Source organism: Roseovarius sp. (assembly GCF_018066915.1).
Taxonomy (GTDB): Bacteria; Pseudomonadota; Alphaproteobacteria; order Rhodobacterales; family Rhodobacteraceae; genus Roseovarius.
The window spans coordinates 1-26,022 of sequence record NZ_JAGPVV010000124.1; the positions used below are offsets into that span (position 1 = coordinate 1).

The 26,022-nt window shown below is 62.6% G+C and carries 30 protein-coding genes and 1 pseudogene; 9 read left to right on the top strand and 22 right to left on the bottom strand.

Annotated elements, in window-relative coordinates:
* The 5 genes and pseudogenes from KBT70_RS06680 to glpD all read right to left on the bottom strand — a co-directional run.
* Nucleotides 1-140, bottom strand: a pseudogene (locus tag KBT70_RS06680) (carbohydrate ABC transporter permease); the annotation flags it as partial.
* Complete coding sequence (locus KBT70_RS06685; RefSeq protein ID WP_296630232.1) at nt 140-1,012, bottom strand: sugar ABC transporter permease; 873 nt, start codon at nt 1,010-1,012, stop codon at nt 140-142. The pseudogene KBT70_RS06680 and the gene KBT70_RS06685, both read right to left, overlap by 1 nt.
* Nucleotides 1,012-2,106, bottom strand: coding sequence for an ABC transporter ATP-binding protein (locus KBT70_RS06690; RefSeq protein ID WP_296630141.1), 1,095 nt, complete (start codon nt 2,104-2,106; stop codon nt 1,012-1,014). Before KBT70_RS06690 ends, KBT70_RS06685 begins: the two co-directional genes overlap by 1 nt.
* 9 nt (nt 2,107-2,115) lie before the next feature.
* On the bottom strand, nt 2,116-3,204 hold the full coding sequence (locus KBT70_RS06695; RefSeq protein ID WP_296630144.1) for an ABC transporter ATP-binding protein: 1,089 nt from the start codon (nt 3,202-3,204) through the stop codon (nt 2,116-2,118).
* Nucleotides 3,205-3,220: 16 nt separating this feature from the next.
* Nucleotides 3,221-4,882 (bottom strand): glycerol-3-phosphate dehydrogenase, encoded by a 1,662-nt coding sequence (gene glpD, locus KBT70_RS06700; RefSeq protein WP_296630148.1) that lies wholly within the window; start codon nt 4,880-4,882, stop codon nt 3,221-3,223.
* A gap of 238 nt (nt 4,883-5,120) precedes the next feature.
* Between glpD and KBT70_RS06705 the strand changes: the two genes are divergently transcribed.
* A complete protein-coding gene (locus KBT70_RS06705; protein ID WP_296630151.1) occupies nt 5,121-5,906 on the top strand; it encodes a DeoR/GlpR family DNA-binding transcription regulator in 786 nt (261 codons plus the stop codon).
* On the opposite strand, the gene KBT70_RS06710 is transcribed toward KBT70_RS06705, so the two are convergent.
* A complete protein-coding gene (locus KBT70_RS06710) occupies nt 5,894-6,148 on the bottom strand; it encodes a DUF167 domain-containing protein (RefSeq protein WP_296630237.1) in 255 nt (84 codons plus the stop codon). The genes KBT70_RS06705 and KBT70_RS06710 overlap by 13 nt on opposite strands.
* A 113-nt stretch (nt 6,149-6,261) precedes the next feature.
* On the opposite strand from KBT70_RS06710, the gene KBT70_RS06715 reads away from it, so the two are divergent.
* Together KBT70_RS06715 and KBT70_RS06720 are read left to right on the top strand one after the other, a co-directional pair.
* Entirely contained in the window at nt 6,262-6,840 is a 579-nt protein-coding gene (locus tag KBT70_RS06715; RefSeq protein WP_296630154.1) for a nitroreductase, read from the top strand.
* Nucleotides 6,837-7,544 carry an EI24 domain-containing protein gene (locus tag KBT70_RS06720; protein WP_296630157.1) on the top strand — a complete coding sequence of 236 codons (708 nt, stop codon included), beginning with the start codon at nt 6,837-6,839 and terminating at the stop codon, nt 7,542-7,544. Before KBT70_RS06715 ends, KBT70_RS06720 begins: the two co-directional genes overlap by 4 nt.
* On the opposite strand, the gene KBT70_RS06725 is transcribed toward KBT70_RS06720, so the two are convergent.
* Nucleotides 7,510-7,794, bottom strand: coding sequence for a DUF1467 family protein (locus tag KBT70_RS06725; RefSeq protein WP_296630159.1), 285 nt, complete (start codon nt 7,792-7,794; stop codon nt 7,510-7,512). The two genes, KBT70_RS06720 and KBT70_RS06725, sit on opposite strands and share 35 nt — an antisense overlap.
* Nucleotides 7,794-8,198 (bottom strand): methylmalonyl-CoA epimerase, encoded by a 405-nt coding sequence (gene mce, locus KBT70_RS06730; protein WP_296630162.1) that lies wholly within the window; start codon nt 8,196-8,198, stop codon nt 7,794-7,796. The genes KBT70_RS06725 and mce overlap by 1 nt, the downstream gene beginning before the upstream one ends.
* 138 nt (nt 8,199-8,336) lie before the next feature.
* On the opposite strand from mce, the gene KBT70_RS06735 reads away from it, so the two are divergent.
* From KBT70_RS06735 to pdeM, 3 genes are read left to right on the top strand one after another with little or no spacing between them, the layout of a single operon-like run.
* Nucleotides 8,337-9,047, top strand: coding sequence for a response regulator (locus KBT70_RS06735; RefSeq protein ID WP_296630241.1), 711 nt, complete (start codon nt 8,337-8,339; stop codon nt 9,045-9,047).
* 44 nt (nt 9,048-9,091) lie between these two features.
* On the top strand, nt 9,092-11,500 hold the full coding sequence (locus KBT70_RS06740; protein ID WP_296630165.1) for a ligase-associated DNA damage response DEXH box helicase: 2,409 nt from the start codon (nt 9,092-9,094) through the stop codon (nt 11,498-11,500).
* A gap of 43 nt (nt 11,501-11,543) precedes the next feature.
* The gene (pdeM, locus tag KBT70_RS06745) at nt 11,544-12,221 is read left to right on the top strand and encodes a ligase-associated DNA damage response endonuclease PdeM (protein ID WP_296630245.1); all 678 of its coding nucleotides are present in this window, start codon (nt 11,544-11,546) and stop codon (nt 12,219-12,221) included.
* Here pdeM and KBT70_RS06750 read toward each other — a convergent pair.
* Nucleotides 12,209-13,069, bottom strand: coding sequence for a LytTR family DNA-binding domain-containing protein (locus KBT70_RS06750; protein WP_296630168.1), 861 nt, complete (start codon nt 13,067-13,069; stop codon nt 12,209-12,211). The two genes, pdeM and KBT70_RS06750, sit on opposite strands and share 13 nt — an antisense overlap.
* Before the next feature lie 90 nt (nt 13,070-13,159).
* On the opposite strand from KBT70_RS06750, the gene KBT70_RS06755 reads away from it, so the two are divergent.
* Nucleotides 13,160-13,573 carry a PaaI family thioesterase gene (locus tag KBT70_RS06755; RefSeq protein WP_296630171.1) on the top strand — a complete coding sequence of 138 codons (414 nt, stop codon included), beginning with the start codon at nt 13,160-13,162 and terminating at the stop codon, nt 13,571-13,573.
* A 36-nt stretch (nt 13,574-13,609) separates the two neighbouring features.
* Here KBT70_RS06755 and KBT70_RS06760 read toward each other — a convergent pair whose 3' ends face one another.
* The gene (locus tag KBT70_RS06760) at nt 13,610-14,296 is read right to left on the bottom strand and encodes a class I SAM-dependent methyltransferase (protein ID WP_296630174.1); all 687 of its coding nucleotides are present in this window, start codon (nt 14,294-14,296) and stop codon (nt 13,610-13,612) included.
* A gap of 90 nt (nt 14,297-14,386) precedes the next feature.
* On the opposite strand from KBT70_RS06760, the gene aat reads away from it, so the two are divergent.
* Entirely contained in the window at nt 14,387-15,028 is a 642-nt protein-coding gene (aat, locus tag KBT70_RS06765) for a leucyl/phenylalanyl-tRNA--protein transferase (protein WP_296630177.1), read from the top strand.
* Here aat and KBT70_RS06770 read toward each other — a convergent pair.
* From KBT70_RS06770 to KBT70_RS06790, 5 genes are all read right to left on the bottom strand, one after another.
* The gene (locus tag KBT70_RS06770) at nt 14,995-15,354 is read right to left on the bottom strand and encodes a DUF2155 domain-containing protein (RefSeq protein ID WP_296630180.1); all 360 of its coding nucleotides are present in this window, start codon (nt 15,352-15,354) and stop codon (nt 14,995-14,997) included. The two genes, aat and KBT70_RS06770, sit on opposite strands and share 34 nt — an antisense overlap.
* On the bottom strand, nt 15,351-15,812 hold the full coding sequence (gene mlaD, locus KBT70_RS06775; RefSeq protein ID WP_296630183.1) for an outer membrane lipid asymmetry maintenance protein MlaD: 462 nt from the start codon (nt 15,810-15,812) through the stop codon (nt 15,351-15,353). The genes KBT70_RS06770 and mlaD overlap by 4 nt, the downstream gene beginning before the upstream one ends.
* A gap of 10 nt (nt 15,813-15,822) precedes the next feature.
* Nucleotides 15,823-16,206 carry an NADH:ubiquinone oxidoreductase subunit NDUFA12 gene (locus KBT70_RS06780; RefSeq protein ID WP_296630186.1) on the bottom strand — a complete coding sequence of 128 codons (384 nt, stop codon included), beginning with the start codon at nt 16,204-16,206 and terminating at the stop codon, nt 15,823-15,825.
* A gap of 173 nt (nt 16,207-16,379) precedes the next feature.
* Entirely contained in the window at nt 16,380-17,648 is a 1,269-nt protein-coding gene (gene clpX, locus KBT70_RS06785) for an ATP-dependent Clp protease ATP-binding subunit ClpX (RefSeq protein WP_296630189.1), read from the bottom strand.
* A gap of 146 nt (nt 17,649-17,794) precedes the next feature.
* On the bottom strand, nt 17,795-18,427 hold the full coding sequence (locus tag KBT70_RS06790; RefSeq protein ID WP_296630194.1) for an ATP-dependent Clp protease proteolytic subunit: 633 nt from the start codon (nt 18,425-18,427) through the stop codon (nt 17,795-17,797).
* Nucleotides 18,428-18,691: 264 nt separating this feature from the next.
* Here KBT70_RS06790 and KBT70_RS06795 point away from each other — a divergent pair, with 264 nt between their 5' ends.
* Nucleotides 18,692-19,030, top strand: a complete 339-nt coding sequence (locus KBT70_RS06795; RefSeq protein WP_296630199.1) for a metalloregulator ArsR/SmtB family transcription factor — start codon at nt 18,692-18,694, stop codon at nt 19,028-19,030.
* 19 nt (nt 19,031-19,049) lie between these two features.
* On the opposite strand, the gene KBT70_RS06800 is transcribed toward KBT70_RS06795, so the two are convergent.
* The 7 genes from KBT70_RS06800 to KBT70_RS06830 form a co-directional block, all read right to left on the bottom strand.
* Nucleotides 19,050-19,634, bottom strand: a complete 585-nt coding sequence (locus KBT70_RS06800) for a carboxymuconolactone decarboxylase family protein (protein WP_296630202.1) — start codon at nt 19,632-19,634, stop codon at nt 19,050-19,052.
* Nucleotides 19,635-19,762: 128 nt separating this feature from the next.
* A complete protein-coding gene (locus KBT70_RS06805) occupies nt 19,763-20,998 on the bottom strand; it encodes an acyl-CoA dehydrogenase family protein (protein ID WP_296630209.1) in 1,236 nt (411 codons plus the stop codon).
* A 70-nt stretch (nt 20,999-21,068) separates the two neighbouring features.
* Nucleotides 21,069-22,097, bottom strand: a complete 1,029-nt coding sequence (locus KBT70_RS06810) for a GlxA family transcriptional regulator (protein ID WP_296630212.1) — start codon at nt 22,095-22,097, stop codon at nt 21,069-21,071.
* Nucleotides 22,078-23,184, bottom strand: a complete 1,107-nt coding sequence (locus KBT70_RS06815; RefSeq protein ID WP_296630216.1) for an ABC transporter ATP-binding protein — start codon at nt 23,182-23,184, stop codon at nt 22,078-22,080. The genes KBT70_RS06810 and KBT70_RS06815 overlap by 20 nt, the downstream gene beginning before the upstream one ends.
* Nucleotides 23,181-23,981 (bottom strand): ABC transporter permease, encoded by an 801-nt coding sequence (locus tag KBT70_RS06820; protein WP_296630222.1) that lies wholly within the window; start codon nt 23,979-23,981, stop codon nt 23,181-23,183. Before KBT70_RS06820 ends, KBT70_RS06815 begins: the two co-directional genes overlap by 4 nt.
* The gene (locus KBT70_RS06825) at nt 23,978-24,820 is read right to left on the bottom strand and encodes an ABC transporter permease (RefSeq protein WP_296630227.1); all 843 of its coding nucleotides are present in this window, start codon (nt 24,818-24,820) and stop codon (nt 23,978-23,980) included. Before KBT70_RS06825 ends, KBT70_RS06820 begins: the two co-directional genes overlap by 4 nt.
* Nucleotides 24,821-24,894: 74 nt before the next feature.
* Nucleotides 24,895-26,007: a spermidine/putrescine ABC transporter substrate-binding protein gene (locus KBT70_RS06830; protein WP_296630228.1), complete on the bottom strand. Its 1,113-nt coding sequence runs from the start codon at nt 26,005-26,007 to the stop codon at nt 24,895-24,897.
* Nucleotides 26,008-26,022 lie beyond the last annotated feature (15 nt).

Genomic DNA, 26,022 nt, shown 5'->3' on the forward strand with positions numbered 1-26,022 from the left:
TCGTCATTGGTCTTGAAGCTCATGTTCACGAGCCAATAGATCGGCAAGAGCAGGAACACGAGATAGAGCACCATCACCACGTTGATACGCGGCAAGGCGAGGCTGCGGGCGGTGCCGCGTGCGGCGGTCAAATCGGCCATCACTTACCCTCCCGTTTATCAAGATTGACCATGACTGTGTAAAACACCCATGAAATCAGCAGGATCACGAGGAAATACATGATCGAGAAGGCAGCAGCGGGGCCGAGGTCGAATTGCCCGAGCGCCATTTTCACGAGGTCAATCGAGAGGAATGTCGTCGCATTGCCCGGACCGCCCCCCGTGACCACGAAAGGCTCGGTATAGATCATGAAACTGTCCATGAACCGCAGGAGGATGGCGATCATCAGAACGCCTGTCATCTTGGGCAGTTCGATATAGCGGAACACGGCCCAGCGGCTTGCCTGATCAATCTTGGCGGCCTGATAATAGGCATCGGGGATGGATTGCAGCCCGGCATAGGCCAGAAGGGCCACCAGCGAGGTCCAGTGCCAGACATCCATCACGATGAGCGTGACCCAGGCGTCGCCTGCGTTCTGGGTGTAGTTATAGTCAATGCCCAGCGCGGCCAGCGTATGACCCAGAAGGCCGATATCGACCCGGCCAAAGATTTGCCAGATCGTGCCCACCACATTCCACGGGATCAAGAGCGGCAAGGACATGAGCACAAGGCAGACCGACACCCAGACGCCACGCTTGGGCATATGCAGCGCCACCAGCACGCCCAGCGGCACCTCGATGGCGAGGATAATGGCCGAAAAGATCGCCTGCCGTTGCAGCGCGTCCCACATCCGTTCCGAGGCGAGCATTTCCTCGAACCACTCCAGCCCGGCCCAGAAGAACTGGTTATTTCCGAATGTGTCCTGCACCGAATAGTTGACCACGGTCATCAGCGGGATGACGGCGGAAAAGGCCACGAGGAGAAGCACGGGCAACACAAGAAACCATGCCTTTTGATTGACGGTCTTGTCCATCATGCGGCCTCCTGCGCCTGAGATTTCGGCGTGACGCGCCAATCATCGACATAGACATTGATCGCCGCCGGATCGAAGGTAAGGCGCGTCATGTCGGGTGAAATCAGCGCGCCCTCGGCGGCGATGGCGTTGACGCCAACCCCGCCCAGATCGCAGCGGATGATCTTGTGACGGCCCACATCCTCGATCCGTCGCACGGTCACGGGCAGCCCCTCGGCCCCTGCTGTCAGGCGGACAAACTCGGGTCGCACGCCGATCTGCACCCTGCCTGTGGGGCGGGCATAGTCGGCCCCAAGCGGGATTTCGACGCCCTGCACCACGGCCTTGGAGCCTGTCACTTGGGCATCGAGCAGGTTCATGCCCGGCGAGCCAATGAAATAGCCCACGAATGTATGCTCTGGCCGCTCGAAGAGTTCCTGTGGCGTGCCCATCTGCACGACGCGACCGTCGTGCATGACGACCACCTTGTCGGCAAAGGTCAGCGCCTCGGTCTGGTCATGGGTCACATAGATCATCGTATGGCCGAACTCGTGATGCAGCGCCTTGAGCTGCGTCCGGAGTTCCCATTTCATATGCGGGTCGATCACCGTCAGCGGCTCGTCAAAGAGGAGCGCGTTGACATCCTCGCGCACCATGCCGCGGCCAAGGCTGATCTTTTGCTTGGCATCCGCCGTGAGACCGCGCGCCTTGTGACCCAGCTCTGACTCCATCCCGATCATGCGGGCGATGGTCTGAACCCGCTCTGCGATATAGGCGGGCTGCGCGCCGCGATTGCGCAGCGGAAAGGCCAGATTGTCGCGCACGGTCATGGTGTCATAGACCACCGGAAACTGGAACACCTGCGCGATGTTGCGCGCGGCGGTGGCCTGATCGGTGACGTCGACATCGTTGAAAAGGATACGGCCTTGGCTCGGGCGCAAGAGGCCCGAGATGATGTTGAGCAGCGTGGACTTGCCACAGCCCGACGCGCCCAAGAGCGCATAAGCCTCGCCATCGCCCCAGACGTGGTTGAGTTCCTTGAGCGCGTAATCCGCCTCGGACGCCGGGCGGGCGAGGTAGCTATGCGCGAGATTATCCAGCGTGATCTTGGCCATGGTTCCCCCTCACGCCGCCTCTGCATAGGGCGCGGGCGCCACCAGCGCGCCATCCGCCCCGAACACATAGACATGCGCCGGATCAAGATAGACCCGGAGTGCGGCCCCCAGTTTCAGGTCGCGCACCCCGTGGATAAGACCCACCCACCGCTCGCCATGGTGATCGAGATGCACAAAGGTTTCAGACCCGGTGATCTCGGTCACGTTGAGGCGCGCGTCAAAGGTCAGCGCGTCGGCGGTATGGCGGTCAAGCTCCAGATGGTTGGGCCGAAACCCGGCCGTATAGGTGCCATCGGCAAGACCCGCCATGCTGCCCAGCGCCGCCACCGTCTGCCCATCACCAAAGAGGATGCGGGTGCCGGATTTCTGCACGGTCAGGAAATTCATCGGCGGATCGCTGAAAACGCGCGCGGTGGTGGCGTCGCGCGGCTGGCGGTAGACCTGCGGTGTCGGGCCGAATTGGGTGACGCGCCCCTCCCAGAGGGTTGCGGTATTGCCACCAAGGAGCAGCGCCTCTTCCGGCTCGGTCGTGGCATAGACAAAGATGCTGCCCGCCGCCTCGAATATCTTGGGGATTTCCGCGCGCAATTCCTCGCGCAGCTTGTAGTCGAGATTGGCCAGCGGCTCATCCAGCAGCACCAGCCCCGCCTCCTTGACCAGCGCGCGGGCGAGCGCGCAGCGCTGTTGCTGACCACCCGAGAGTTCCAGCGGCTTGCGCGAGAGCATCGGGGACAACTGCATCAGATCGGCTGTTTTCTTGACCGCCGCGTCAATCTCGGCGCTGGATTTGCCCATCAGGCGCAGGGGCGAGGCGATGTTGTCATAGACGGTCATTGACGGGTAGTTGATGAATTGCTGATAGACCATCGCGACGCGGCGATCCTGCACGCGCATTCCGGTCACGTCCTGTCCGTTCCACAGGATGCGGCCCGTTGCGGGCACGTCGAGCCCCGCCATCAGCCGCATGAGCGAGGTTTTCCCCGAGAGGGTCGGCCCCAGAAGCACGTTCATCGTGCCGGCCTCGAGCGTGAGGTCGGTCGGGTGAATATGCACCTGCCCGTTCACACGTTTCGATACCCCCTCCAGTGTCAGCGCCATGCGGTCGTTTCCTCCATTATCCTTTGGCAGCTACGGGGGCGGCCCGGTCAAGGCCGCGCTCCTGCTGCATCCAGTCGTCGAGCGCCGCAATCTGCGCCTCGGTCATCTTGAGGCCCAGACGCGTGCGCCGCCAGACCACATCCGCCGCCGCGCGGGCGTATTCATGGTCCATTTGCCACCGCACCTCGGCCCCTGTCAGGGTCGCCCCGAAATCGGGACCAAGATCGGCGGCCTCGCGCGCCTCGCCCAGAATATCCAGCGCCTCGGTGCCATAGGCGCGCACCAAGCGACGCGCCCATGCCTCTGTGAGAAACGGATAGGCCCGGTGCAGACTCTCGGTCAGCCGGTCAAACCCGTCAACGGGGAAATCGCCCCCCGGCAGGGCGACGCCTGCGGTCCATTCCTCGCCTGCCTTCGGAAAGAACGGGCGCAGCTTGGCCAACGCCGCCTCGGCCAGTTTGCGGTATGTGGTGATCTTGCCGCCAAAGATGTTCAAGAGCGGCGCGCCCGGCCCCTCGGCCAGCGTCAGCACATAGTCGCGGGTGGCGGCGGTGGCGGATTTCGCGCCATCGTCATAGAGCGGGCGCACGCCCGAATAGGTCCAGACGATATCGGCGCGTGTCACAGGCGTCTTGAAATACTCCGACGCGAATCGGCAGAGATACTCGGCCTCTTCCGGTGTGCATTCAGGGCGCGTGTCGGCCTGCCCATGTTCGGCATCGGTGGTGCCAATCAGGGTGAATTCGCCCTCATAGGGAATGGCGAAGATGATCCGCCCATCGGTGCCTTGGAAGAAGTAGCATTTGTCGTGATGGAACAGACGGCGCGTCACGATATGGCTGCCGCGCACCAGCCGCACGCCCTCGGCAGAGTTGAGGCGCAGCGTGCCCGAGATCACATCCTTGACCCAAGGTCCGGCGGCATTCACGAGGGCGCGCGCTTGCACCATCTCGACAGCGCCGGTTTCCTGATCCCTCAGCGTCACGTGCCACAGATCGCCCACACGTTCGGCCGATTGCACGCGGGTGCGGGTGCGGATGCGCGCACCGCGCGCTGCGGCATCACGGGCGTTGAGCACGACAAGGCGGCTGTCCTCGATCCAGCAGTCGGAATATTCATAGGCGCGGGTGAACTTGTCCTTGAGCGGCGCGCCCTCTGGCCCATCGCGCAGATCGAGCGTCGCGGTCGCAGGCAGGATTTTCCGCCCCCCGAGATGGTCATAGAGGAAAAGCCCCAGACGGATGAGCCACGCAGGCCGCCGCCCCTTCATCCAAGGCATGACCAGATTGAGAATGCGCGAGGTGGGTGTTTCGCCCTCGAACCGCATGTCGCGGTGATAAGGCAGCACAAAGCGCATGGGCCAACTGATATGCGGCATCGCGCGCAGCAGGGTTTCCCGCTCGATCAGCGCCTCGCGCACCAGCCGGATTTCGAAATATTCGAGATAGCGCAGACCGCCGTGGAAAAGCTTGGTCGAGGCGCTTGACGTGGCCCAAGCCAGATCATTCATCTCGGCCAGTTCGACCCGCAGCCCCCGGCCCGCCGCATCACGGGCGATGCCACAGCCGTTGATGCCGCCGCCGATGACGAACAGGTCGATCACTGTGCCCTCGCGGTCCTGCGACACGCGCCCCTCCCACCGTAAGATGAGCGCAAACGAACCACTTTTTGACCGCATGGGTCAAGAATGAATGTTCGTTTTGTTTCTTTTATTCGCACACCCTTTGATTTCATTCATCAATTTTCAGGATCACGCGCGGCCTAGGGCACGAACGAACGCATTTTTTGGGCTAACGTAACGTCACCCGGCCCCTGACAGCCGCGATTCGCGCGCTATGCCGCAGCGCAGCGGAGGCTTTGCTTGCAGAGCGCGACAAAACGAACATAATCGAACCTGCATCCAATCAAGGCCGCCCATGTCCCAAAGCTTTCGCCAACCCGACATTCTGGAAATCGCCCGCGCCGAAGGCAAGGTCACGGTCGAGGATCTGGCCGAACGCTTTGACGTCACCGTCCAGACCATCCGCCGCGACCTCACCGAACTGGCCAACGCGGGCAAGCTGGAGCGGGTGCATGGTGGCGCGATCCTGCCGTCGGGCGTGTCGAACATCCTCTACGAGGAACGCCGCCGCCTGAACGAGCCTGCCAAGGCCGCGATTGGCCGCGCCTGTGCGGCGGCCATTCCGCATGATGCCTCGGTCTTTCTCGACATCGGCACCACGACCGAGGCGGTGGCGCGCGAATTGATGGATCACCGCAACCTGATGGTCGTTACCAACAACATGAACGTGGCGCAAATCCTGCTCGCCAACAAGGATTGCGAGATTGTCGTCGCGGGCGGCGCGCTGCGCCGGTCCGACAACGGGCTGGTGGGCAATCTGACCGCGCGCACGATCGAGAATTTCAAATTCGATTACGCGATTCTGGGCTGTTCCGCGCTGGACGAGGATGGTGACATGCTCGATTTCGACATTCAGGAGGTGGTGGTGGGCCAGACCCTGCTCAACCGCTCGCGCGAGGTATTTCTGGTGGCGGATCATTCCAAGTTCCAGCGCAGCGCGCCGGTGCGCATCGGGTCCATTCGCGATGTCGACCAGGTCTTTACCGACCGCCCCCTGCCCGCATCCTTGGCCGAAAGCTGCATCGGCTGGGGCACGCGGGTGCAGGTGGCGGGCATGCCGGGCAAGCGTCAATCGACCTGAAACACCTTGTCCCGGCTGGTGTGACCGCGCAGCAGGGTCAGGCGCGATTTCGGCACGCCGAGCGCCTTGGCCAAGAGTTTGAGAACAGCCGCGTTGGCCTTGCCATCCTCGGGCACGGTGGTGACATAGACCCGCAGCGCGCCCTCTTCCGCGACAATCCGGTTGCGCGCGGCCTTGGGGGTCACGCGCAGGGTAATGGTGGTGCCAGGCTGAGCCAGCGCGCTGAGGTCAGGACAGTCCATGCGCCCGGCATAGCGGCTGGGCGGCACCGCTCCAAGAGGATTTCCCGTCAAGGGGCTTGACCCCGGACGCGCGCTTGCCGACATGTGGGGGGCTTTGCAAGAGAAAGACACCGATGCCAACGCCCAATCCCGCCGCTCTCGATTTCCTCCTCTCGCGCCGCTCGCGCCCGGCCAAGACGCTGGGGCTGCCGGTGCCGGACCGCGCCGCGCTGCGCCCGCTCCTGACCGCCGCCACCCGCGTGCCCGATCATGGCAAGCTGGAGCCGTGGCGCCTGATCGTGCTGGAGCGTGCCGCACTCGTGCGGCTGGCGAGGCTGGTGGCGCAGGCGGGCACGCGGCTGGGCAAATCGCCCGAGGATATCGCCAAGGCCGAGACGCAATTCGCCGATGCGCATCTGGCGGTCGCTGTGATCGAGAGCGCAAAGCCTTCGGATAAAATTCCGGCCATCGAGCAGACCTATTCGGCGGCCTGCGTCTGTCTCAGCCTCCTGAACGCGGCGCTCGCTGCGGGATGGGGGGCCAACTGGCTGAGCGGCTGGCCCAGCCATGACCGGGGGTTCGCGCAGACCGCCCTCGGGCTGGCCGAACACGAGCGTATCGCCGGTTTCATCCATATCGGCACCGAAGGCGCCGCCCCGCCCGAGCGGCCGCGCCCCGAGATCGACAGCATCACGACGTGGGTTTCGGAATGATTTTTGCCAGCTTCTTCAAGGCAATAGACCAGATCGGCGACCCACGGTTCCGCAAGGTGCTGATCTTGGGCGTGGGCCTGACACTTGCCCTTTTGATTGTGGCCTATGCCGGTGTGCTCTGGCTCATTCAGGCGACGGTGGGCGACACCACCACCCTGCCGCTCTTGGGCGAGGTGACATGGGTGGGCGACCTCTTGAGCGGGGCGTCGTTCCTCTTGATGATCGTGCTATCGGTCTTTCTCATGGTGCCGGTCGCCTCTGCCATCACCTCGATGTTTCTCGACACGGTGGCCGATGCGGTGGAAGATCGCCACTATCCCGGACTAGCACCCGCGCAATCCGTGCCCTTTGGCGAGGCGCTGCGCGATACGGTCAACTTTCTGGGTGTGATCATCGGTGCCAATACCGTGGCGCTCTTTCTCTACGCGCTTTTCACGCCCTTTGCGCTCTTCATCTTTTGGGGGCTGAACGGCTATCTCTTGGGGATGGAATATTTCCAACTTGTCGCCATGCGCCGGGTCGGGCGCGCGGGGGCCAAGGCGCTGCGCAAGAAACACCGCCTGACGATATGGGCCGCAGGCGTGCTCATGGCGATGCCGCTCTCAGTGCCGCTGGTGAACCTCTTGATCCCGATTCTCGGGGCCGCCACCTTTACCCATATCTTTCATGCTACTCAGACGCGGCGGGCGGGCCCATCCGGTTGAACATGTCGAGATCGCGCACGGTGATGGCACCCGATATGATCGTGCCGCCGATGATGATCCAGAGCACGATGGCGATGCCGGTGGTGATCCACGCCTTTTTCTTGAGGTGATGGTGTTCGGGCGATCCGGCATGGGTGCCGGGCACGATCTTTCCCAGATCACCTTGGGTCTGGATGCGGATCGGCAGCACGACAAAGAACGTCATGAACCAGATCACCGCAAAGAGCACGATGGCCGAGGTAATGCCCATCAGACCTGCTCCAGTTCCACGAGGCAGCCGTTGAAATCCTTGGGATGCAAAAAGAGCACCGGCTTGCCATGCGCGCCGATCTTGGGCTCGCCCGTGCCCAGCACCCGCGCACCGGTGGATTTCAGATGGTCGCGCGCGGCGATGATGTCGTCGACCTCATAGCAGACATGGTGAATTCCGCCCGAAGGGTTCTTGTCCAGAAAGCCCTGGATCGGGCTGTTTTCGCCCAAGGGATAGAGCAGTTCGATCTTGGTATTGGGCAATTCGATGAAAACCACGGTCACGCCGTGATCCGGCTCGTCCTGCGGCGCGCCGACCTTGGCACCGAGCGCATGGCGATACTGGTCGGCGGCGGCGTCGAGGTCCGGCACGGCGATGGCGACATGATTGAGGCGTCCGATCATGGGGCAATCCTTTCGCATGAATTTCCCCCGTTATGGGGATGATCGTGCGAACTGACAAGCGACAGGGGGACGCAATCCGCGCATTAACCTCGCGTTCACCATAAGCGGGCCATGCTGCGGGGATATCGTGACAGAAGGATGCACCCGATGACCGATCTTGACAGCCTTGTGCGCCCGCGCACCCCCAATGCCCAACGCCCGCTGCTTGGCATGACCGTTCTGGCGGTCGAGGACAGCCGCTATGCGTCAGAGGCGCTGCGCCTGATGTGCCTGCGTAGCGGCGCGCGCATCCGGCGCGCGGATTGCCTGACCTCGGCGCGCCGCCATTTGCAGGTCTACCGCCCCTCGGTGGTGATCGTCGATCTGGGCCTGCCCGATGGTCCGGGCGAGGATCTGATTGCCGAACTCGCCCGCGCCGTGCCGCGCGTGGGCGTGATTCTCGCCACCAGCGGCGATGCCGGGGCAGAGGCGCGGGCGCGCCATGCCGGGGCCGATGGGCTCTTGCTCAAACCGGTGGCGAGCCTTGGCATCTTTCAGCAAGAGGTGTTGCGCCATGTGCCCGCTGACCGGCGGCCGCTTGGCCCCTACGCGGTGCAGGCCGAGGTGATCCATCCCGATCCGCTGGCCTATCGTGACGATCTCGACCATGTGCAGAGCCTGCTCAGCCATGATCACGCCCCCGAAATCCTCAGCTACGCGGCGCAGTTTCTGGCCAGTGTGGCGCGCGCCGCCCAAGATACAGATCTGGCCGAGGCGGCGGCGGGGTTGACGGGGCATTGCCCCGAGTCGGGCATTGCACGGGTCATGGGCCTGATCGACACGCGGTTGGCGGCGCAGGCGGCGCTCTAGCAGGTCACTTTGCTTTGCCTCTGCCCGCAGCTAGATAAGGCGTCATGTGCGCCCTGCCTGCCCCTCTTGCCACGTGGTTTTCTGCCCGCAACTGGCAGCTTCACCCGCATCAGGCGGAGATGCTGGCGCGGGCGGATGATCCTGCCACGCTGCTCATCGCCCCCACCGGCGGGGGCAAGACGCTGGCGGGGTTTCTGCCGACGCTGGCGGATCTGGCCACGGGCGATCACAAGGGTCTGCATACGCTCTACATCTCGCCGCTCAAGGCGCTCGCGGCTGATATCCGGCGCAACCTGACCACGCCGGTCACGGAAATGGGCCTGCCCATCCGGATCGAGGACCGCACTGGCGACACGTCATCGCACACCAAGCGCCGCCAACGCGCCGATCCCCCCCATATCCTCTTGACCACGCCCGAAAGTCTGGCGCTGCTCACCTCTTACGAAGACGCGCCGCGCATTTTTGCGGGCCTGAAACGCGTCGTGATCGACGAAGTGCATGCCCTGGCCGAGAGCAAGCGCGGCGATCAGCTCATGCTGGCGCTGACCCGGCTTCAGGCGCTCTGCCCCGGCCTGCGGCGCGTGGGTCTGTCGGCCACGGTCGAGGACCCGCCCGCCCTTGCGCACTATATGTCCCATGGCAACAGCCCTTGTGCGATCCTGATGGCAGATCCGGGGCCAGAGCCCGACATCGCCATGCTCACAACCGCCGAGCCGCCCCCTTGGGCCGGTGGCGGGGCCGCCTATGCGATTCCCGCCGTGCTGGATCAGGTGCGCCGCCACAAGACAACGCTGATTTTCCACAACACTCGCGCGCAGGCCGAGATCTTCTTTCACAACCTCTGGCTCGCCAATGACGACGCGTTGCCCATCGGCATCCATCACGGCAGCCTTGACCGGGTGCAGCGCGAGCGGGTCGAGGCGGCGATGGTGCGGGGCGATCTGCGCGCCGTGGTCTGCACCGGCAGTCTCGATCTGGGGCTGGATTGGGGCGACGTCGATCTGGTCATTCAGGTGGGCGCGCCCAAGAACGTCAAACGCCTTGTCCAGCGGATTGGGCGGGCCAATCACCGCTACAACGCGCCGTCCAAGGCGCTCCTCGTGCCCGCCAATCGGTTCGAAGTGGTGGAATGTCGCGCCGCTCTCGAGGCCGTGCGCGCCCACGATCTGGATGGCGAGGCGCGCGGGCCGGGGCCGCGCGATGTGCTCTGCCAGCATATCCTGATCCGTGCCTGCGCGGGTCCGTTCGATGCCAACGATCTCTTTGCCGAAGTGACGGGGGCCGGGGCCTATGCCGCCCTCAGCCGCGCAGAATTCGACGCCTGCCTCGAATTCTGCGCCACGGGGGGCTATGCGCTGCGGGCCTATGACCAATGGCAGCGCCTGCAACAGCGCGCCGATGGAGACTGGCAATTGCGCGATCCGCGCTCTGCCCGGCTCATCCGGATGAACATCGGCACCATTCAGGACACCGACACGCTCAAGGTCCGGATGCGGCGGGCACGCGGCGGCAAGCCCTTGGGCGAGATCGAAGAAGGCTTTGCCGCCACCCTCACCCCCGGCGATACATTTCTCATCGGCGGGCAAATCGTGCGCTTTGAATCCCTGCGCGAGATGGTGGTGGAGGTCAGCCGCGATCCCGGTCGCAAGCCCAAGATTGCCACCTATATGGGCACCAAATTCGCCACCTCAACGCAATTGTCAGAACGTATCCTGCACATGATTGGCGCGCCTGACTGGCCTGATCTGCCAACCCCTGTTCGTGACTGGCTGCATCTGCAACGGCAAGTGTCACAGATGCCGGAACCCGACAGCCTGTTGATCGAGAGCTTTGCCCATGACGGGCGCGAGCATTTGTGCATCTATGGCTTTGCCGGGCGCAATGCGATGCAGACGCTGGGCCTCTTGGTGACGAAACGGATGGAGGAGACCGGCCTTGCCCCGCTCGGCTTCGTCGCCACCGATTACGCCACGCTGATCTGGGGGCTGGAGCCGGTGACGGATGCCGCCCCGCTTCTGGCCCCCGATGCCCTGCGCGCTGGGCTGGACAGCTGGCTCATGTCCAATGCGGTGATGAAACGCACCTTTCGCGCCTCGGCCACGATTGCCGGTCTCATTCAGCGCAACACCCCCGGCGCGCGCAAAAATGGGCGACAGGCAACCATGTCGTCGGATATTCTCTATGAGACGCTGGTGAAATATGATCCCCACCACCTGCTTCTCGACATCACCCGGCAAGAGGCGATGCGCGGGCTGGTGGATTTCGGCCGGATCGAAGAGATGCTGGCGCGGGTCGCGGGGCGCGTGACCCTGCGGCGGCTGGCGCGTGTCAGCCCCCTGGCCGCCCCCCTGTTTCTCGAGGCGGGGCGGATGCCGGTCGATGGGGCAGCGCAAGAGCGGCTTTTGGCCGAAGAAAGCGCGCGGCTCTTGGCTGCGGCTGGTCTTGCCCCCTGAGCACAGCCTTGCCATTCTGCGCGGGACGCGCCACCTATGCCGCATGGACGGATACGGATTCACCCTGGCCGGAACGGCGCTGACCGCGCTGCCCTCGGGCGCGCTCTATTGGGAGGCGCGCAATCTCTTGTGCGTGTCTGACCTGCATTTGGGCAAGGCGCTGCGCCGTGCGCGCATGGGAGAGCCGCCCCTGCCCCCCTACGAGACGCGCGACACGCTCACCCGATTGGAGAGCGATCTGCGCCGCACCGGGGCGGCGACGGTGATCTGTCTTGGCGACAGTTTCGACGACAGCGCCGCCGCAGGCCACCTGCCCGATGCGGAAAAGCTGTGGATTGCCAAATTGCAGGCGGGGCGTCGCTGGGTCTGGATCGAGGGCAATCATGATCCGGGTCCGGTTGACCTTGGCGGGGCGCATATGGCCGAATTGCCAGCACCGCCGCTCACGTTTCGCCATATCGCGCGGGTCGGGCAGAGCGGGGAAATCTCGGGCCATTATCACCCCAAGGTGCGGCTGGCCCTCAAGGGGCGCAGCCTGAGCCGCCCCGCCTTTCTGATCGACAGCGACCGGGTGATCCTGCCCGCCTTTGGCACCTATACCGGCGGGCTCTGGTCCGACGATGCGGTGCTCACGGGCCTGATGCGACGCGATGCGCTGGCGGTGTTGACCGGGGCCATGGCCCATGCCGTGCCGATGCCACGCGGCACTCAGCGCCCCTGAAACACCGCGTCCAGACTGTCAATCAGGCCTGCCGCCTCGAGGTTGGGGCGGTATTTCCGGCTCACGGGCACGCGGTCGCCATTCTTGAGCACGACAAAGAGCTTGCCGCCACTCTCGCGTTCAGTGCCGCTGATGGCCGAAAACGACACCCAATGCGACCGATGGGTGCAGATGCCCGCCACCGGCTCCATCTCTTCGATCGCATCGACGAGGCGCAGGCGCAATGTCTCGATTCCCTCGCTGGTCGCCACCTCGACATAATGATTGTTGGCCGACAGGCGATGAATCTCGGCAAAGGGCGGGCAGGACAGCCGCCGGTGCAGCCGCGTTTGCGCCGGGGTGTCCGGCTCTGGTTGCGACCAATAGCTGGTGGGCGCCTCGGCGCCGATCTGCCGCCGCACCACGAAAACACCGCAGGCGATGAGAAAACTGTTGAGGGTGATCTTGATCACGCTCAAATCCTCGGGGCTCAGCACCGGGTCCATCCAGCCGCGCAAGAGCCAGATCACCGGCCCGAGGACTATTCCGACAAGAAAGCTGGCCCCAAGGTCAAAGAGGGCTGGCTGCCGCCCCGCCAAAAGCGCGCGCATGGTCGCCCGCGCGGCAAAGCCGATCACAAAAGCCGCCGTGATGACCGCCGCCCAATAGGCGGCCCGGACCGGCCAGCTCATGGTATCATAGCTGCCAAACGGTCCGGCCACGACCGCGAAAACCAGAGTGGCCGTCCAGACATAGAAGGTGACAGACGTAAACAGCAGTGAAAACGTATCCACAAAATGCAGGCGCAGATCAGACCAGTTCAACTTACCACCCTTGTCCGTTCCCGTTTCATATGCGTTTATCAGCATGATTGCTCTATTCCAACCTAACGTCACCAGAGCAGTTCACTTTACTGTCAACGTGACGTGACATCATAAACAATGGGAAAGCCTTGGGAAATGTCCCCTGACATTGAACAGAAAATCCGACAGAGCTTTGCCGCGCAGGCAATGATGCGCACGCTTGGGGCGTGTCTTGTGGCCCTTTCCGACGGGGCCACAGTGATCGAGGCCCCCATTCTGCCCGGCAGTCGCCAGCAACATGGCTTTGGCCATGCCGGTCTGACCTTTGCCATCGGTGACAGTGCCGCAGGCTATGCCGCCCTCAGCCTGATGCCGGAGGGGGCCGAGGTGCTGACCACCGAGATGAAGATCAATCTTCTGGCCCCGGCGCAGGGCGAGCGGCTGATCGCCCGCGGTCGGGTGATCAAGCCGGGGCGCCGTCTTGTGATCGTGCAGGCCGATGTGCATGCGGTCAAAGAGGGCGTCGAGACGCATATCGCCCTGCTCACCGGCACGATGATTCCGGTCTGAGATTCTGGTCTGAGCGCGGCGCGCATCGTGCCCGCGTCACACAGTCACCTCCGGGGTCAGGGTGAAACTCGCGCGCAGAACCGGACCCTTGGCATAGTAATCGTCCAACCCCTGCCGCACCTCGGGGTCAAGCTGGGACCAGTCGATCCAGTCGAGGTCAAAGCCGGTGTCATAGGCCACCATCGCCACCGCCCCCCGCCCCGGAACAAGCGCCGGACGCGCGCGGCCTGCCACCGCCTCGCGCGTGCGGTCGATCCAGAGAATCGGCTCTTCCGAGTCCACAAAGCGGCCATCCACCACCACAAGACGCGGGTCCAACTCGCGGATCAGGCCAAAGAGATCATGCAGGTCGGCCACCCCCTCGAGCAGATCAAAGAGGATGATCACATCATATTGCCGCGCGGCGCGCACCTCGGAGCGGATTTCCTCGATCGGGTCGGCGCAGCGCAAATCAATGCGTTCGCGCAATCCGACATCGGGCAAGCGGCAGAACCGCTCGACAAGGGCGGCATCGGTTTCAATCCCAACCACCTGCAGGGCCCCTGCCGCCGCCAGAGCATAGCACCATGCGCCATCCCCGGCCCCGATCAGCATCACCGTCGAATCGGCAATGGCGTGACGATAGCCATCCACCAACAGCGCATGCCGCGCCTGCGCCCTGTTGAAAGCGCCGGTTTTGTCATCGCCCGCCTGCCGTTTGAACCCATACCCCATGATCGTCATCACACACCCATCAGCCTGTATCGCCTTTGGTCTTGTAACATGACAAAAGATAGCAAACCCTTAAGCGCTCCTTGGTTCACACGCAGGCCCATGACGACACCCCTGACCCCCGCTCTCCTGCTTCAGGCCTATGCCTCTGGTGTGTTTCCCATGTCGGAACGCCGCGACGATCCAGAGGTGTTCTGGGTTGATCCGCACCGCCGGGGGATTCTGCCGCTGGACGGGTTCCACATCTCGCGCTCGCTGGCGCGCCGGATGCGGCAGGGCCGCTACACGGCGACGCTCGACCATGATTTCGAGGCGGTGTTGCAGGGCTGCGCCGACCGCGCCGAAACCTGGATCAGCCCACCGATCCATCGCGCCTATCTGGCGCTGCATCGCCAAGGCTATGGTCATTCGCTGGAAATCTGGCAAGAGGGGCAGTTGGTGGGCGGGGTTTACGGCGTGGCGCTCGGGGCGGCCTTTTTTGGCGAGAGTATGTTTTCGCGGCGCACGGATGCGTCAAAACTGGCCCTTGCCCATCTTACCGACCATCTCGCCCGCTGCGGATTTCGCCTGTTCGATACACAGTTCATCACGCCGCATCTGGGGCGGCTTGGGGGGCTCGAAATCCCGCGCACGCAGTATCGCGCGCTCTTGGAGTATGCGATGGAGGATGAGGCAGACATCACCGCGATACCGTTTGATCCCGACCCGCTTCAGATCTTGCAGCGCAGGACCCAGATATCATAGCGCGGATGCTCGAGCGCGTTCAGCGCCGGGGACGAGGCCAGCATCCAGCCGGAAAAGATCACCGCGCCGCTGCCCTGTTCGGAAATCGTGAGATAGGCAAAGGCGTCTCCGGCCGGATCGTCCACCGGATACCGGCACTCGCCCAGAACCACGTCAAGCGAGCCGTAGACGCCCGATTGCCCATTGGCGAGGTCGAGGTCCTGCGCGACGCCGTTGATCTTGTCGAGGCCGCGCAACAGCGCGCCTTGCGCAACCGTCGCCACCTCTTGCGCGGTCCCCGCGCCCGCCCCGAGGCAGAGCACAAGACCGAGCCAGAGCGCCCTCATTGCGGTGTCTCTCCCTCGCTGCCCGAGACGAACTTCATCAGCAGCGACACAAGGCTGACCGATCCTTGGGTGAATTCGATCTCGGACCCCGGTTCGACCGGAAACGGCGATCCGCCGGGCATGATTTCCACGTAATTGCCGCCCAACAGCCCCTCGGAGGAAATCGCCACGGCGCTGTCGTCGGGCACATTGATGCCCTCTTGCACGGTAAAGATCGTCTTGGCGCGGTAGGTTTCGGGATCGAGCGCGATTTGCGTGACCCGGCCAACCTTGACCCCGGCCAGACGCACATCGGTGCCCACGCTCACGCCATCGGCGCTGCGGAAACTGGCGCTGAGTTGGTATTCGCGCGCGCCGCCGGTGGTCATGCCGGTGGTCTTGCCCGCGTAGACCAGAAATCCGATGGCAACGGCCAGAACCACGCCGCCGACCATAACTTCGGTTTTACTCTCTGACATATTCCCGTCCCTATTCCGGCGACCACGCCTCGTAGTCGCGCCGCTCTGCGGGGGCCGCGCGGCGGATGGACCCGGCAGGCGCATAGGCCAGAGGCGTGCCGGTCAGGTTCTCGCTATGCGGCTTTTCCCAGGGCTTGTGCGTCAGGGGCCGGTCGGTGGGCGATTCCTTGTAGGTGTGGTGCAGCCAGCCGTGCCAGTCGGGATCGACCCGGCTTGCCTCGGCCTCGCCGTTGAAGATCACCCAACGGCGTTTGTCGTCGCGGGTGCGATAAAACGCATTGCCCTGCGCATCTTCCCCCACCTTGACGCCCTTGCGCCAAGTATAAAGCTGGGTGTTGAGCGTCTGCCCGTTCCACCAGGTAACGGCGCGCAGCAAGGTGTTGAGAATGCCCATTCGACCCTCCGACATCATTCCCCCCCGATATGGCGGATTTGACGGCGAAGGTCCAGTGCTCGCAACACCGCACCCAGACCGGCAGGCCCACAGCCGCCGACCGTGAAAAAGCCCGCAACACCAGGGTTGCGGGCCATTCCTTGCGGAGTTTCATCTGGTTCAGGCAGGCGGGATCAGCCTGCGCTGGCGCCTTCCTTCTTGCCCTTGCTCTCGGCATAGATGATCAGCGGCGCGGCATCGGAATTGACCGCCTCTTCGTTGACCAGCACTTCCTCGACATGGGACATGCTGGGCAATTCGAACATCGTGTCGAGCAGGATATCTTCAAGGATCGAGCGCAGGCCGCGTGCGCCGGTCTTGCGCGCGATGGCCCGCTTGGCCACGGCCTTGAGCGCGTCCTCGGTAAAGCTCAGTTGCGCGCCTTCGAGCTCAAAAAGGCGCTGATACTGCTTGACCAGCGCATTCTTGGGCTGGGTCAGGATCGTCACAAGCGCCTCTTCATCGAGGTCCTCGAGCGTGGCAATGACCGGCAGACGGCCCACGAATTCCGGGATCAGACCAAACTTGAGCAGATCTTCCGGCTCCAGATCCGTGAAAATCTCGCCAATGCCGCGCGCATCATTGTCGCGCACATCGGCCCCAAATCCCATGGCGCTGCCCTTGCCGCGCTGCGCGATGATCTTGTCGAGACCGGCAAAGGCCCCACCGCAGATGAAGAGAATGTTCGTGGTGTCCACTTGCAGGAATTCCTGCTGCGGATGCTTGCGCCCGCCCTGCGGCGGCACGGCGGCAACCGTGCCTTCCATCAGCTTCAAGAGCGCCTGTTGCACGCCCTCGCCCGACACGTCACGGGTAATCGAAGGATTCTCGGATTTGCGCGTGATCTTGTCGACCTCGTCGATATAGACGATGCCGCGCTGCGCGCGCTCCACGTTATACTCGGACGATTGCAGCAACTTGAGAATGATATTCTCAACATCCTCGCCGACATAGCCCGCCTCGGTCAGCGTGGTGGCATCGGCCATTGTAAAGGGCACATCGAGGATTCGCGCCAGCGTCTGCGCCAGAAGCGTCTTGCCACAGCCCGTGGGGCCGATCAGCAGGATGTTCGATTTGCTGAGTTCAATGTCGCTCTTGCCGGAATTGTTCAGCCGCTTGTAGTGATTGTGCACCGCCACAGACAGAACCTTCTTGGCCCGCGATTGACCGATCACGTAATCATCCAGCACCTTGCAGATATCGCGCGGCGCGGGAATCCCCTCGCTCGACTTGATGCCAGCGGTCTTGGTCTCTTCGCGGATGATGTCCATGCAGAGCTCGACGCATTCATCGCAGATGAACACGGTCGGTCCGGCGATCAGTTTGCGCACCTCATGCTGGCTTTTGCCGCAAAAGCTGCAATAGAGCGTGTTCTTGCTGTCGCCGCCTGAGTTATTCGCCATTCCGTACCTTTCGGGCCCTGCGCCGCCTGCCGTCCGCGCGCCCCGCGCGGGGCCTCGTCTGTGATCTGTGCTACCCTTCAGCTTAAGTCAGGCCGTATGGCACCACAATCTGAAAATATCCGGCCCGCCCTCGGGCCGGATCACGTTTATTTCTTCGCTTCGTCGCCTTTGTCACGATTGGCCACGATCTCGTCGATCAGGCCCCAAGCCTTGGCCTCTTCGGGCGACATGAAATTGTCCCGCTCCAGCGCCTCTTCGACCTTTTTCAGGGTCTGCCCGGTGTGCCGGACATAAATCTCGTTCAACCGATCCTTGAGCTTTTGCGTCTCGCGCGCATGGATCATGATATCGGTCGCCTGGCCCTGATACCCGCCCGAGGGCTGGTGCACCATGACGCGGCTGTTGGGCAGGGAAAACCGCATCCCCGGCTCGCCCGCCGTCAAGAGCAGGCTGCCCATGCTGGCCGCTTGGCCCACGACGAGCGTGCTGACCTTGGGCTTGATGTATTGCATCGTGTCATAGATCGACAGTCCCGAGGTCACGACCCCGCCGGGGCTGTTGATGTACATGCTGATTTCCTTGGAGGGATTCTCAGCCTCGAGATGCAAGAGCTGTGCCACAATCAGGCTCGACATGCCGTCATGCACCGGACCGCTCAGAAAAATGATCCGCTCCTTGAGCAGGCGCGAGAAAATATCATAGGCCCGCTCGCCCCGGCTGGTCTGTTCGACCACCATCGGAACAAGGGTGTTCATGTAGATGTCCATAGGGTCTTTCATTACAGCCCGCCTGTCCTGCGCCCGACCTTTGCCGTCAGGCTTTGTCAATCACTCCGACCATAGCCGGTCAGTTCCTAAGGGAGTCTTAGTGTTGCGCCCAAGGGGCTGCAAGGGCATCGCTCGAATTTGTGGCACGGCCAATGGAACCAAGGCGATTTCTGCGCCCCACACACTCACTTTTTCGCGCGCAGGTGCGGCCAGCTTTTGCACAATCTGCAAAAACGACCTAGATAAATGGAAATCACAATCAGGGTGCCACTGAAAATGCCGCTTCCCGTTCTCGATGCTACGCGCGACGCTGCAGAGATGGATCGCATGGTCGAAAATGCGACCAATGCCGCCAATTTCCTCAAGGCCCTCAGCCATGAGGGGCGATTGATGATTCTCTGCCATCTGGTGTCGGGCGAGCGGTCTGTCACAGAGTTGGAAACGCTGCTCTCGGCACGTCAGGCCGCGGTGTCGCAGCAATTGTCGCGCCTGCGGCTCGAAGGGCTGGTGACGGCGCGGCGCGATGGCAAGACGATTTATTACAGCCTTGCCGATGACCGCCCGCGCAAGGTGCTTGAAGTGGTCTACGACTTGTTCTGCGCCCCCAACTCTTGAGGGCGCAGACAACAGGGCCTCAGGCGGGTTCGACCGTCTTGTCCACGGTGTAGGGCGCAAACACCTCATCCACATCAGTGTGATTGACGTGATTGGCGTAGTTGCTGATGGTCTTGACGGCCAGCGCCAGAATGATCTCCAGCACATGCACATCGCCGTAACCTGCGGCCTTGAACGCCTTGGCCTCGGCCTTGGTCGGCAAACCGCGTGTTTCCCACATGTGGTGGGTGAACTTGCGCAGCGCCTCCAGCTTGGCATCGCTCAGCGGCTTGCCGTCGCGCAGCGCCTGCGTATGCGCCTCGCCCAGCTTGGACATCTTGATCGCCAGCATCGAATGCGCGGCGGTGCAATAGTCACAGCCATTGGCCAGCGAGACGGTCAGAAACACCACCTCTTGCTCGGGCGGGGTGAAATTGCCCGACTCGCGATAGAGCGCGTAGCCATGCAGATAGGTGGACAAGAGGCCGGGATTGACCGCCATGCCGCGATACATATTGGGCACGAACCCCAGTTTGGCGCGCGCGCCCTCCAACAATTCCTTGGCCTTACCAGTGGCCTGATCGTCACTCACAGGCGATGTCTCTACTCGGAATTCAGCAGTCATGGAGCTCTCCTTTGTGTGTGATGTGCTCACCCTACAGCTAGTCGGCCCCCCTCTGGAATGTAACCGCTGCACTCTTCACCAAGGCGTGATCTGGGTTCCTTGCCGCAGACCCGCTTGTGCGAAAACGCTCAGACCTTTTCCTGTGTGTATTTCCGCAACTCGGCGCGCGCCACCTGCCGGCGATGCACCGCGTCCGGGCCATCGGCCAGACGCAGGGTGCGCACATGCGTCCACATTGCCGCCAGCGGCACATCCTGCGATATGCCTTGCGCGCCAAACATCTGCACCGCTTCGTCGATCACCTTGAGTGCCACGCGCGGGGCCACCACCTTGATCTGGCTGATCCAAGGGGCTGCGGCGCGCGCATCGCCTTGGTCCATCATCCACGCGGCCTTGAGGCACAGCAAGCGCGCCTGCTCGATTTCCATCCGGCACTCGGCGATGATGTCGTAATTCGCCCCAAGCTGCGCCAAGGGCTTGCCGAACGCTTCGCGCGCCAGCGCGCGCTTGCACATCATCTCGAGCGCGGATTCGGCCTGACCGATGGCGCGCATACAGTGGTGAATACGCCCCGGCCCAAGGCGGCCTTGCGCAATCTCGAACCCGCGCCCCTCGCCCAAGAGCAGGTTTTCCACCGGCACGCGCACATCCGCGAACTTGAAATGCATATGCCCATGCGGTGCGTCATCATGGCCATACACCTGCATCGGGCGCAGTTTCTCGATGCCGGGTGTGTCGGCGGGCACCACGATCATCGAATGGCGCTGATGTTTGGGCATCTCATCGCCCCCCGTGCGCACCATCACGATATAGACCTTGCAGCGCGGATCACCGGCCCCCGTGGCCCACCATTTCTGACCGTTCAGCACATAGTGATCCCCGTCGCGCACGCAGGACATTGCGATATTGGTGGCATCGGAACTGGCGACATCCGGCTCTGTCATCAGATACGCGCTGCGAATCTGCCCCTCCAATAGCGGGGCCAGCCACTCTGCCTTCATCGCCTCGGTGCCATAACGCTCGAACACTTCCATATTGCCGGTGTCGGGCGCGTTGCAGTTGAACACTTCGGCCCCCATCGGGGTCTTGCCCATCTCCTCGGCGAAATAGGCGTATTCGACTGTGGTCAGGCCAAAGCCCCGCGCGCTGTCGGTCAGCCAGAAATTCCACAAGCCTTCGGCCTTGGCGCGTGCCTTCAGCCCCTCCAGAATCTCGGCCTGCCGGGGGGTATAGCCCCACCGCTCGCCCTTGCCGATTTCGCCGTGATACTCGGCCTCGAGCGGCATGATCTCGTCGCGCACCATCGCCGCCACCCGCGCCAATAGCGCGCGCATCTCGGGGCGCATTCCCAAATTCATGTCCATATCACCGGCCCTCTGCTGTCAGTTGCCCCAATTGACAACATCGACCGCGCGGCGACAAGCGCTGTCGCGCTCAGCCCGCGCGACGGTATTGCCCCGGCGAATGGCCAAAGCGGCCTCGGAATGTCTTGATGAACACCATGGGCGAGGCAAAGCCAGAGGCCATGGCAATCTCGGTCACGCTCAGATCGGTTTCCCGCAAGAGGCTTCGGCCATGATCCAGCCGCAAGTCGCGGAAAAAGCGATAGGGCGTCTTGCGCAGGTATTTGACAAACAGCCGTTCCATCTGACGGCGCGAACAGCCCGCCGCGTCGGCCAGTTCATCCATGCTGATCGGCGTCTCGATATTGGTCTGCATCACCTTGATCGCCCGCACCAACAGCGGATTGCGGCTATCGAGCGCATTGCTGATCGAGGCGCGCTGCGGGCTGCGTTCTGCCCGGCGCTGGCTGTAGAGGCACATATCGGCCACCACATCGGCAAAGGGCCGGCCATAATCCGCCTCGATCATTTCCAGCATCATGTCGGTCGCCCCAACCCCGCCGCCGCAGGTGAAAATCCCGCCATCCACCTCAAAGGTGTTACCCGTGACCTCGACTTCGGGGAATTTCTCGCGAAAGGCGGGCTGATTTTCCCAATGCAGCGTCGCGCGCCGCCCCTCGAGCAGCCCCGCCTGCGCCAGCGCGATCGCCCCGGTGCAGATGCCGCCCACCCGCCCGCCAAAGCGCGCGTGCTGGCGCAAGAGCGACAGCAAATCCTTGCTGCCGGTGCCCGTGCGCACCGTGCCGCCGCAGACCACCAGATCGGTCTCGCGCGGGAAACCCCCGAGCGATTGATCGACATTGACCGACATCGCACAGGAACTGACCACCGGCCCGCCATCCTGCGAGGTGACGGTCCAGCGATAGAGCGGGCGCTGGGCCAGTTGGTTGGCGATGCGCAGCGGATCAAGCGCCGCGCTGAACGCCAGCAGCGTGAAATCAGGCAAGAGGTGAAAGGCAAAATGCCGGGCAGGTTTGGTCGTCTCGATCGCAAAGAACGCCGCCCCTTGCGGCACGATCGCCTTGCGCGTCACATGAGTGTCATTCTCCGGGTAGGACATGACAGGCTTCGGGCTCCCAATGCAGGGTCAGGGTGCTTCCTGAATGCAGATCAACAGAGGCCAGTTCACCATGACTTTTCTGCACCTTCAACTCTTCACCTGACTCTGTCTCGAGAAATACGACGGCCGAGGCCCCCACGAACTCCTCACCCACCACCCGCGCGCGAATACCCGTCACCCCTGCGCCCACAGCACCGATCTGCATCTTTTCGGCACTGACGACAAAGGAGAGCGTATCGCCCACCGATTTCGCAGGCGTTTGGGGGGCCTTGATTGCAAATCGCCCATGCGCTGTCTCGACCTGCCAGAGATCCCCCGCCTTCTCGACCAGCTTGCCGGTGAATATGTTGGCCGAGCCAAGGAATTCCGCCACAAAGCGGTTGCGCGGCGCGTGATAGATTTCCTGCGGCGTGCCGATCTGTTCAATCTTGCCCCGGCTCATGATCACCACCCGGTCGGCCATCGAAAACGCCTCGGACATGGAATGGGTGACATAGACAAAGGTGATGCCGAGATCCTTTTGCAGGTTCGACAAGACCGCCTGCATCCGCACCTTGAGATGGGCATCGAGCGCCGAAAGCGGCTCATCCAGCAGCAGGATTTTTGGCTCTGTCACCAGCGCGCGGGCTAGGGCCACGCGCTGCCGCTGCCCGCCCGACAACTGCGAGATATTGCGATCCGCGAATTCGAGGATCTGCATCTTGTCCAGCCATTTGCGCGCCCTTTGCGCGCGCTCCACCTTGCCCACGCCCCGCATCTTGAGGCTGAATTCGACATTCTCCTGCACGGTGAGAAACGGAAAAAGCGCAAGGCTCTGCCAGACCATCGGCGTATCGCGATCCCAGGTCGCCTTGCCGTTCACCCGCTCGCCATCAAGATAGATATTGCCCTCGCTCGGGTCCTCGAGCCCCGCCAGCATGCGCAGCGTCGTCGTCTTGCCACAACCCGACGAGCCCATGATCGCCAGAAACTCGCCGCGCCCGATCTCGAAATCCGCGCGTTCCACGGCGGTGAACTCGCCGAACCTCTTGACCACACCCTCCAGCCTGACGATGGCCTCGGATTTCACGGGAGTTTGCATGTTCATGACTTGTCCTTTGTGGAATTGCGCAAGAGCATCTGCGCAAGGATGATCAGCGTGATGGAACTCAGAAAGGCGAGCGAGCCGATGGCGTTGATCCGCGGGCTGACCTGCCCTTGAAGAAACCCAAGGATTTTCACCGGCAGCGTTTCATTGAGGCCCGACACGAACCACGCCACCGCGAATTCGTCGAACGACACCGCCATGGTGATAAAGAGCGCGGCAAAGAGCGCAGGCTTGGTAAAGGGGATGATGACATGGCGCAGCGTCGCCCATTCATTGCCCCCCAGATTCCACGCCGCCGCCTCTAGGTCGGGGTCCATCTGTGACAGGCGCAGGCGGATGATGGCCATGGCAAACGGGCTGCACATCACCCCATGCGCGATGATGATGGAAATCGCACTCCCCGACAGGTTCACCCGCGACAGGAACGCCAGCATCGCCAGACCCATGATCACCACCGGAATGGTGGGCGGCAGAAGGGCGAGGGCCAGATAGACGTTCTTGCCAAAGAAGTTGTAGCGGTAATCGGTATAGGCCCCGCCAAATCCCAAGAGCGTGGCAATCACCGCCACGATCAGCCCCACGATCACGGTGTTGAAAAACCCGGCCCAGACAAACGGGTCTTCCCAGATCAGGCGATACCACTCGGTCGAAAAATGCCCCAAGGGCAACGATGGGAACCGGTCTGAGTTGAGCGAAAAGACGAAACTTCCAAGGATCGGCGCAAAGATAAAGATCACGCAGACCGCGATATGCAGTTTCAGGCCCGCATTGATCAGGCGATTGTCATTGCCGGTCATTTGCCGCGCTCCTTGTAGGCATAGGTGATGGCGGCAAAGGCCACGGTCAGCAGCGTGCCGATCATCATCAGCGCGACCACGGCGGCGCGCGGCCATTGCTGGCCGGATTTGGTGATGTCGGTGATCAGGATCGAGAGCGTGGGCGGATTGCCCCCGCCAAGGTAAAGCGGGCTCACGAAATCGCCGAACGAGAGGATAAAGGCAAAGAGTGCCGCAATCACAAGGCCGACCCGCGCCGAGGGCACAATGACCGACCCGACCGTGCGCAGCCGCCCGCACCGCAGGTTATGCGCCGCCTCGACCAGATCGCGATTGACGAAATTGAGGCTGAACACCTGCAAGAGGATCACCAGCGGCAGGCAGAGTGTGACCATCCCCACCAGCGTGCCAAAGGTGGTATTGAGCATGCCAAACGGCCCGATGCCCAGCATCCAAAGCGCGGCATTGATGATGCCCTCATCCGACAGGAACACTTGCAGCGCATAGATGCGCACAAGGTAGCTGGTGAAGAACGGGATGATCAGCACGAAGATCACCCATTGCTTGACCCGCTCCGACAGTTTGAACGAAATCGCATAGGCCGCCGGAAAGGCGATGGCGCTGGTCAGAACCGCACTTGCCGTGGCCAGAATGGCGGTGCGCAGATAGGCATCCCAAAAGATGCCGCGCATCAGGATGCGTTCCCAATTGCCGAAATTCAGGTCCGGCATCATCTGGAAATTGCGCACGGTCCAGAAACTGATGGCGATCAGAAAGATCAGCGGCACCGCAAAGAACGCCAACTGCCAGATCAAGAGCGGCAGCGCCAAGGTGAGCGAATAGAGGCTGGGTCGGGTCATGGAATACGGCTTTCTCAGAGGCTAGAGGGCGGTGCCGGGGTCTGGGGAGAACATGACCCCGGCCAAGCCTTCCGTCAGGCGCCCTTGTAGTCGGACCAGAAGTCGTTCCAGTCCTCAAGGCCTTGTTGCACGGGCAACTGGCGATACTGGATACGCCCCTCGCGGATCATGTCCATCGCATTATGCTGGCCCAGCACCATGTTCTGCCGCTTGGCCTCGGCGGGGTTGGTGGCGTTCAGCACCTCCCAGCCCTTCTTGCTGGGGATGAGCGCGGGATAGGCCGCCATATCGGCGGATTTCGCTTGACCCTCGGGCGAGGTGATCCATTGAATCCACTTGCGCGCCATCTCGTAATTCTGCGTGCCCTTGCCGATCGAAAAGGACTCGGTCCATTGCAAACCGCCCTCTTCGGGAATGGTGGTGCGGACCTTGGCGCCGTTCTTTTCCAGCACGCCGGTAATCCAGTCCCCGATCCCGGCAAAGGCCACCATCTGCCCGTCATTGAGCGACGAGAACGTGCCGCCATAGTCAAAGAACCCGCCGACCTGACCGCGCAGCGCCATCGTGGCCTCCTGCACCTTGTCCCAGGCCGCCTCGTCAATGTCATAGGGTGACGCGTTGCCCGCCGCGAGGCTCATTTGCCCGAGGTTCGGCAGGTGCCAGTCGAAATGCCCCAACTTGCCGGTGACGCGTTCATCAGAGAACACCGCATAGCTGGCCGCGTCCTTTTCGCTCAGCACATCGGTGTTATGCGCAACGCCCAGAAAGCCAAAGCGCGTGATCACCGAATAGAGCGTGTCATCCTGCCAATGGCCGGGGAATTTCTGAAACTCTGGGTAGAAATCGTCAAAGGCGTAATCGGCGGCATCGAGCGCCTCGATATACCCGGCCGCGTTCAACTGCTGCACATATTCGGCGTCCGAAAGGATGACGTCATAGGTGCCCGCCGGCGATTGCGCGATCAGGCCCAGCATATTGTCACCGCCGGTATAGTATTTCGGCGTGAACTTGACGTTGTTCCCTTCTTCGAACGCGCCGACCATATCGGGCTCTGCATGGCCATACCAGGCCAGCATCGACAGGTTGACGGTCTGCGCCGACGCCCGGATCGAGAGGAACGGCGTGGCAAGCGCTGCGCCCGCGGTCATTTTCAAGAGATGGCGGCGAGTGGGGGTTCTGAGGGTCATTGGGGTCTCCATGTT

Bases quoted from the DNA above. Each gene is read 5' to 3' on its own strand.
- KBT70_RS06685 (WP_296630232.1), bottom strand. From the start codon at position 1,012: ATGGACAAGACCGTCAATCAAAAGGCATGGTTTCTTGTGTTGCCCGTG.
- KBT70_RS06690 (WP_296630141.1), bottom strand. From the start codon at position 2,106: ATGGCCAAGATCACGCTGGATAATCTCGCGCATAGCTACCTCGCCCGC.
- KBT70_RS06695 (WP_296630144.1), bottom strand. From the start codon at position 3,204: ATGGCGCTGACACTGGAGGGGGTATCGAAACGTGTGAACGGGCAGGTG.
- glpD (WP_296630148.1), bottom strand. From the start codon at position 4,882: ATGCGGTCAAAAAGTGGTTCGTTTGCGCTCATCTTACGGTGGGAGGGG.
- KBT70_RS06705 (WP_296630151.1), top strand. From the start codon at position 5,121: ATGTCCCAAAGCTTTCGCCAACCCGACATTCTGGAAATCGCCCGCGCC.
- KBT70_RS06710 (WP_296630237.1), bottom strand. From the start codon at position 6,148: ATGGACTGTCCTGACCTCAGCGCGCTGGCTCAGCCTGGCACCACCATT.
- KBT70_RS06715 (WP_296630154.1), top strand. From the start codon at position 6,262: ATGCCAACGCCCAATCCCGCCGCTCTCGATTTCCTCCTCTCGCGCCGC.
- KBT70_RS06720 (WP_296630157.1), top strand. From the start codon at position 6,837: ATGATTTTTGCCAGCTTCTTCAAGGCAATAGACCAGATCGGCGACCCA.
- KBT70_RS06725 (WP_296630159.1), bottom strand. From the start codon at position 7,794: ATGGGCATTACCTCGGCCATCGTGCTCTTTGCGGTGATCTGGTTCATG.
- mce (WP_296630162.1), bottom strand. From the start codon at position 8,198: ATGATCGGACGCCTCAATCATGTCGCCATCGCCGTGCCGGACCTCGAC.
- KBT70_RS06735 (WP_296630241.1), top strand. From the start codon at position 8,337: ATGCACCCGATGACCGATCTTGACAGCCTTGTGCGCCCGCGCACCCCC.
- KBT70_RS06740 (WP_296630165.1), top strand. From the start codon at position 9,092: ATGTGCGCCCTGCCTGCCCCTCTTGCCACGTGGTTTTCTGCCCGCAAC.
- pdeM (WP_296630245.1), top strand. From the start codon at position 11,544: ATGGACGGATACGGATTCACCCTGGCCGGAACGGCGCTGACCGCGCTG.
- KBT70_RS06750 (WP_296630168.1), bottom strand. From the start codon at position 13,069: ATGCTGATAAACGCATATGAAACGGGAACGGACAAGGGTGGTAAGTTG.
- KBT70_RS06755 (WP_296630171.1), top strand. From the start codon at position 13,160: ATGTCCCCTGACATTGAACAGAAAATCCGACAGAGCTTTGCCGCGCAG.
- KBT70_RS06760 (WP_296630174.1), bottom strand. From the start codon at position 14,296: ATGACGATCATGGGGTATGGGTTCAAACGGCAGGCGGGCGATGACAAA.
- aat (WP_296630177.1), top strand. From the start codon at position 14,387: ATGACGACACCCCTGACCCCCGCTCTCCTGCTTCAGGCCTATGCCTCT.
- KBT70_RS06770 (WP_296630180.1), bottom strand. From the start codon at position 15,354: ATGAGGGCGCTCTGGCTCGGTCTTGTGCTCTGCCTCGGGGCGGGCGCG.
- mlaD (WP_296630183.1), bottom strand. From the start codon at position 15,812: ATGTCAGAGAGTAAAACCGAAGTTATGGTCGGCGGCGTGGTTCTGGCC.
- KBT70_RS06780 (WP_296630186.1), bottom strand. From the start codon at position 16,206: ATGGGCATTCTCAACACCTTGCTGCGCGCCGTTACCTGGTGGAACGGG.
- clpX (WP_296630189.1), bottom strand. From the start codon at position 17,648: ATGGCGAATAACTCAGGCGGCGACAGCAAGAACACGCTCTATTGCAGC.
- KBT70_RS06790 (WP_296630194.1), bottom strand. From the start codon at position 18,427: ATGAAAGACCCTATGGACATCTACATGAACACCCTTGTTCCGATGGTG.
- KBT70_RS06795 (WP_296630199.1), top strand. From the start codon at position 18,692: ATGCCGCTTCCCGTTCTCGATGCTACGCGCGACGCTGCAGAGATGGAT.
- KBT70_RS06800 (WP_296630202.1), bottom strand. From the start codon at position 19,634: ATGACTGCTGAATTCCGAGTAGAGACATCGCCTGTGAGTGACGATCAG.
- KBT70_RS06805 (WP_296630209.1), bottom strand. From the start codon at position 20,998: ATGGACATGAATTTGGGAATGCGCCCCGAGATGCGCGCGCTATTGGCG.
- KBT70_RS06810 (WP_296630212.1), bottom strand. From the start codon at position 22,097: ATGTCCTACCCGGAGAATGACACTCATGTGACGCGCAAGGCGATCGTG.
- KBT70_RS06815 (WP_296630216.1), bottom strand. From the start codon at position 23,184: ATGAACATGCAAACTCCCGTGAAATCCGAGGCCATCGTCAGGCTGGAG.
- KBT70_RS06820 (WP_296630222.1), bottom strand. From the start codon at position 23,981: ATGACCGGCAATGACAATCGCCTGATCAATGCGGGCCTGAAACTGCAT.
- KBT70_RS06825 (WP_296630227.1), bottom strand. From the start codon at position 24,820: ATGACCCGACCCAGCCTCTATTCGCTCACCTTGGCGCTGCCGCTCTTG.
- KBT70_RS06830 (WP_296630228.1), bottom strand. From the start codon at position 26,007: ATGACCCTCAGAACCCCCACTCGCCGCCATCTCTTGAAAATGACCGCG.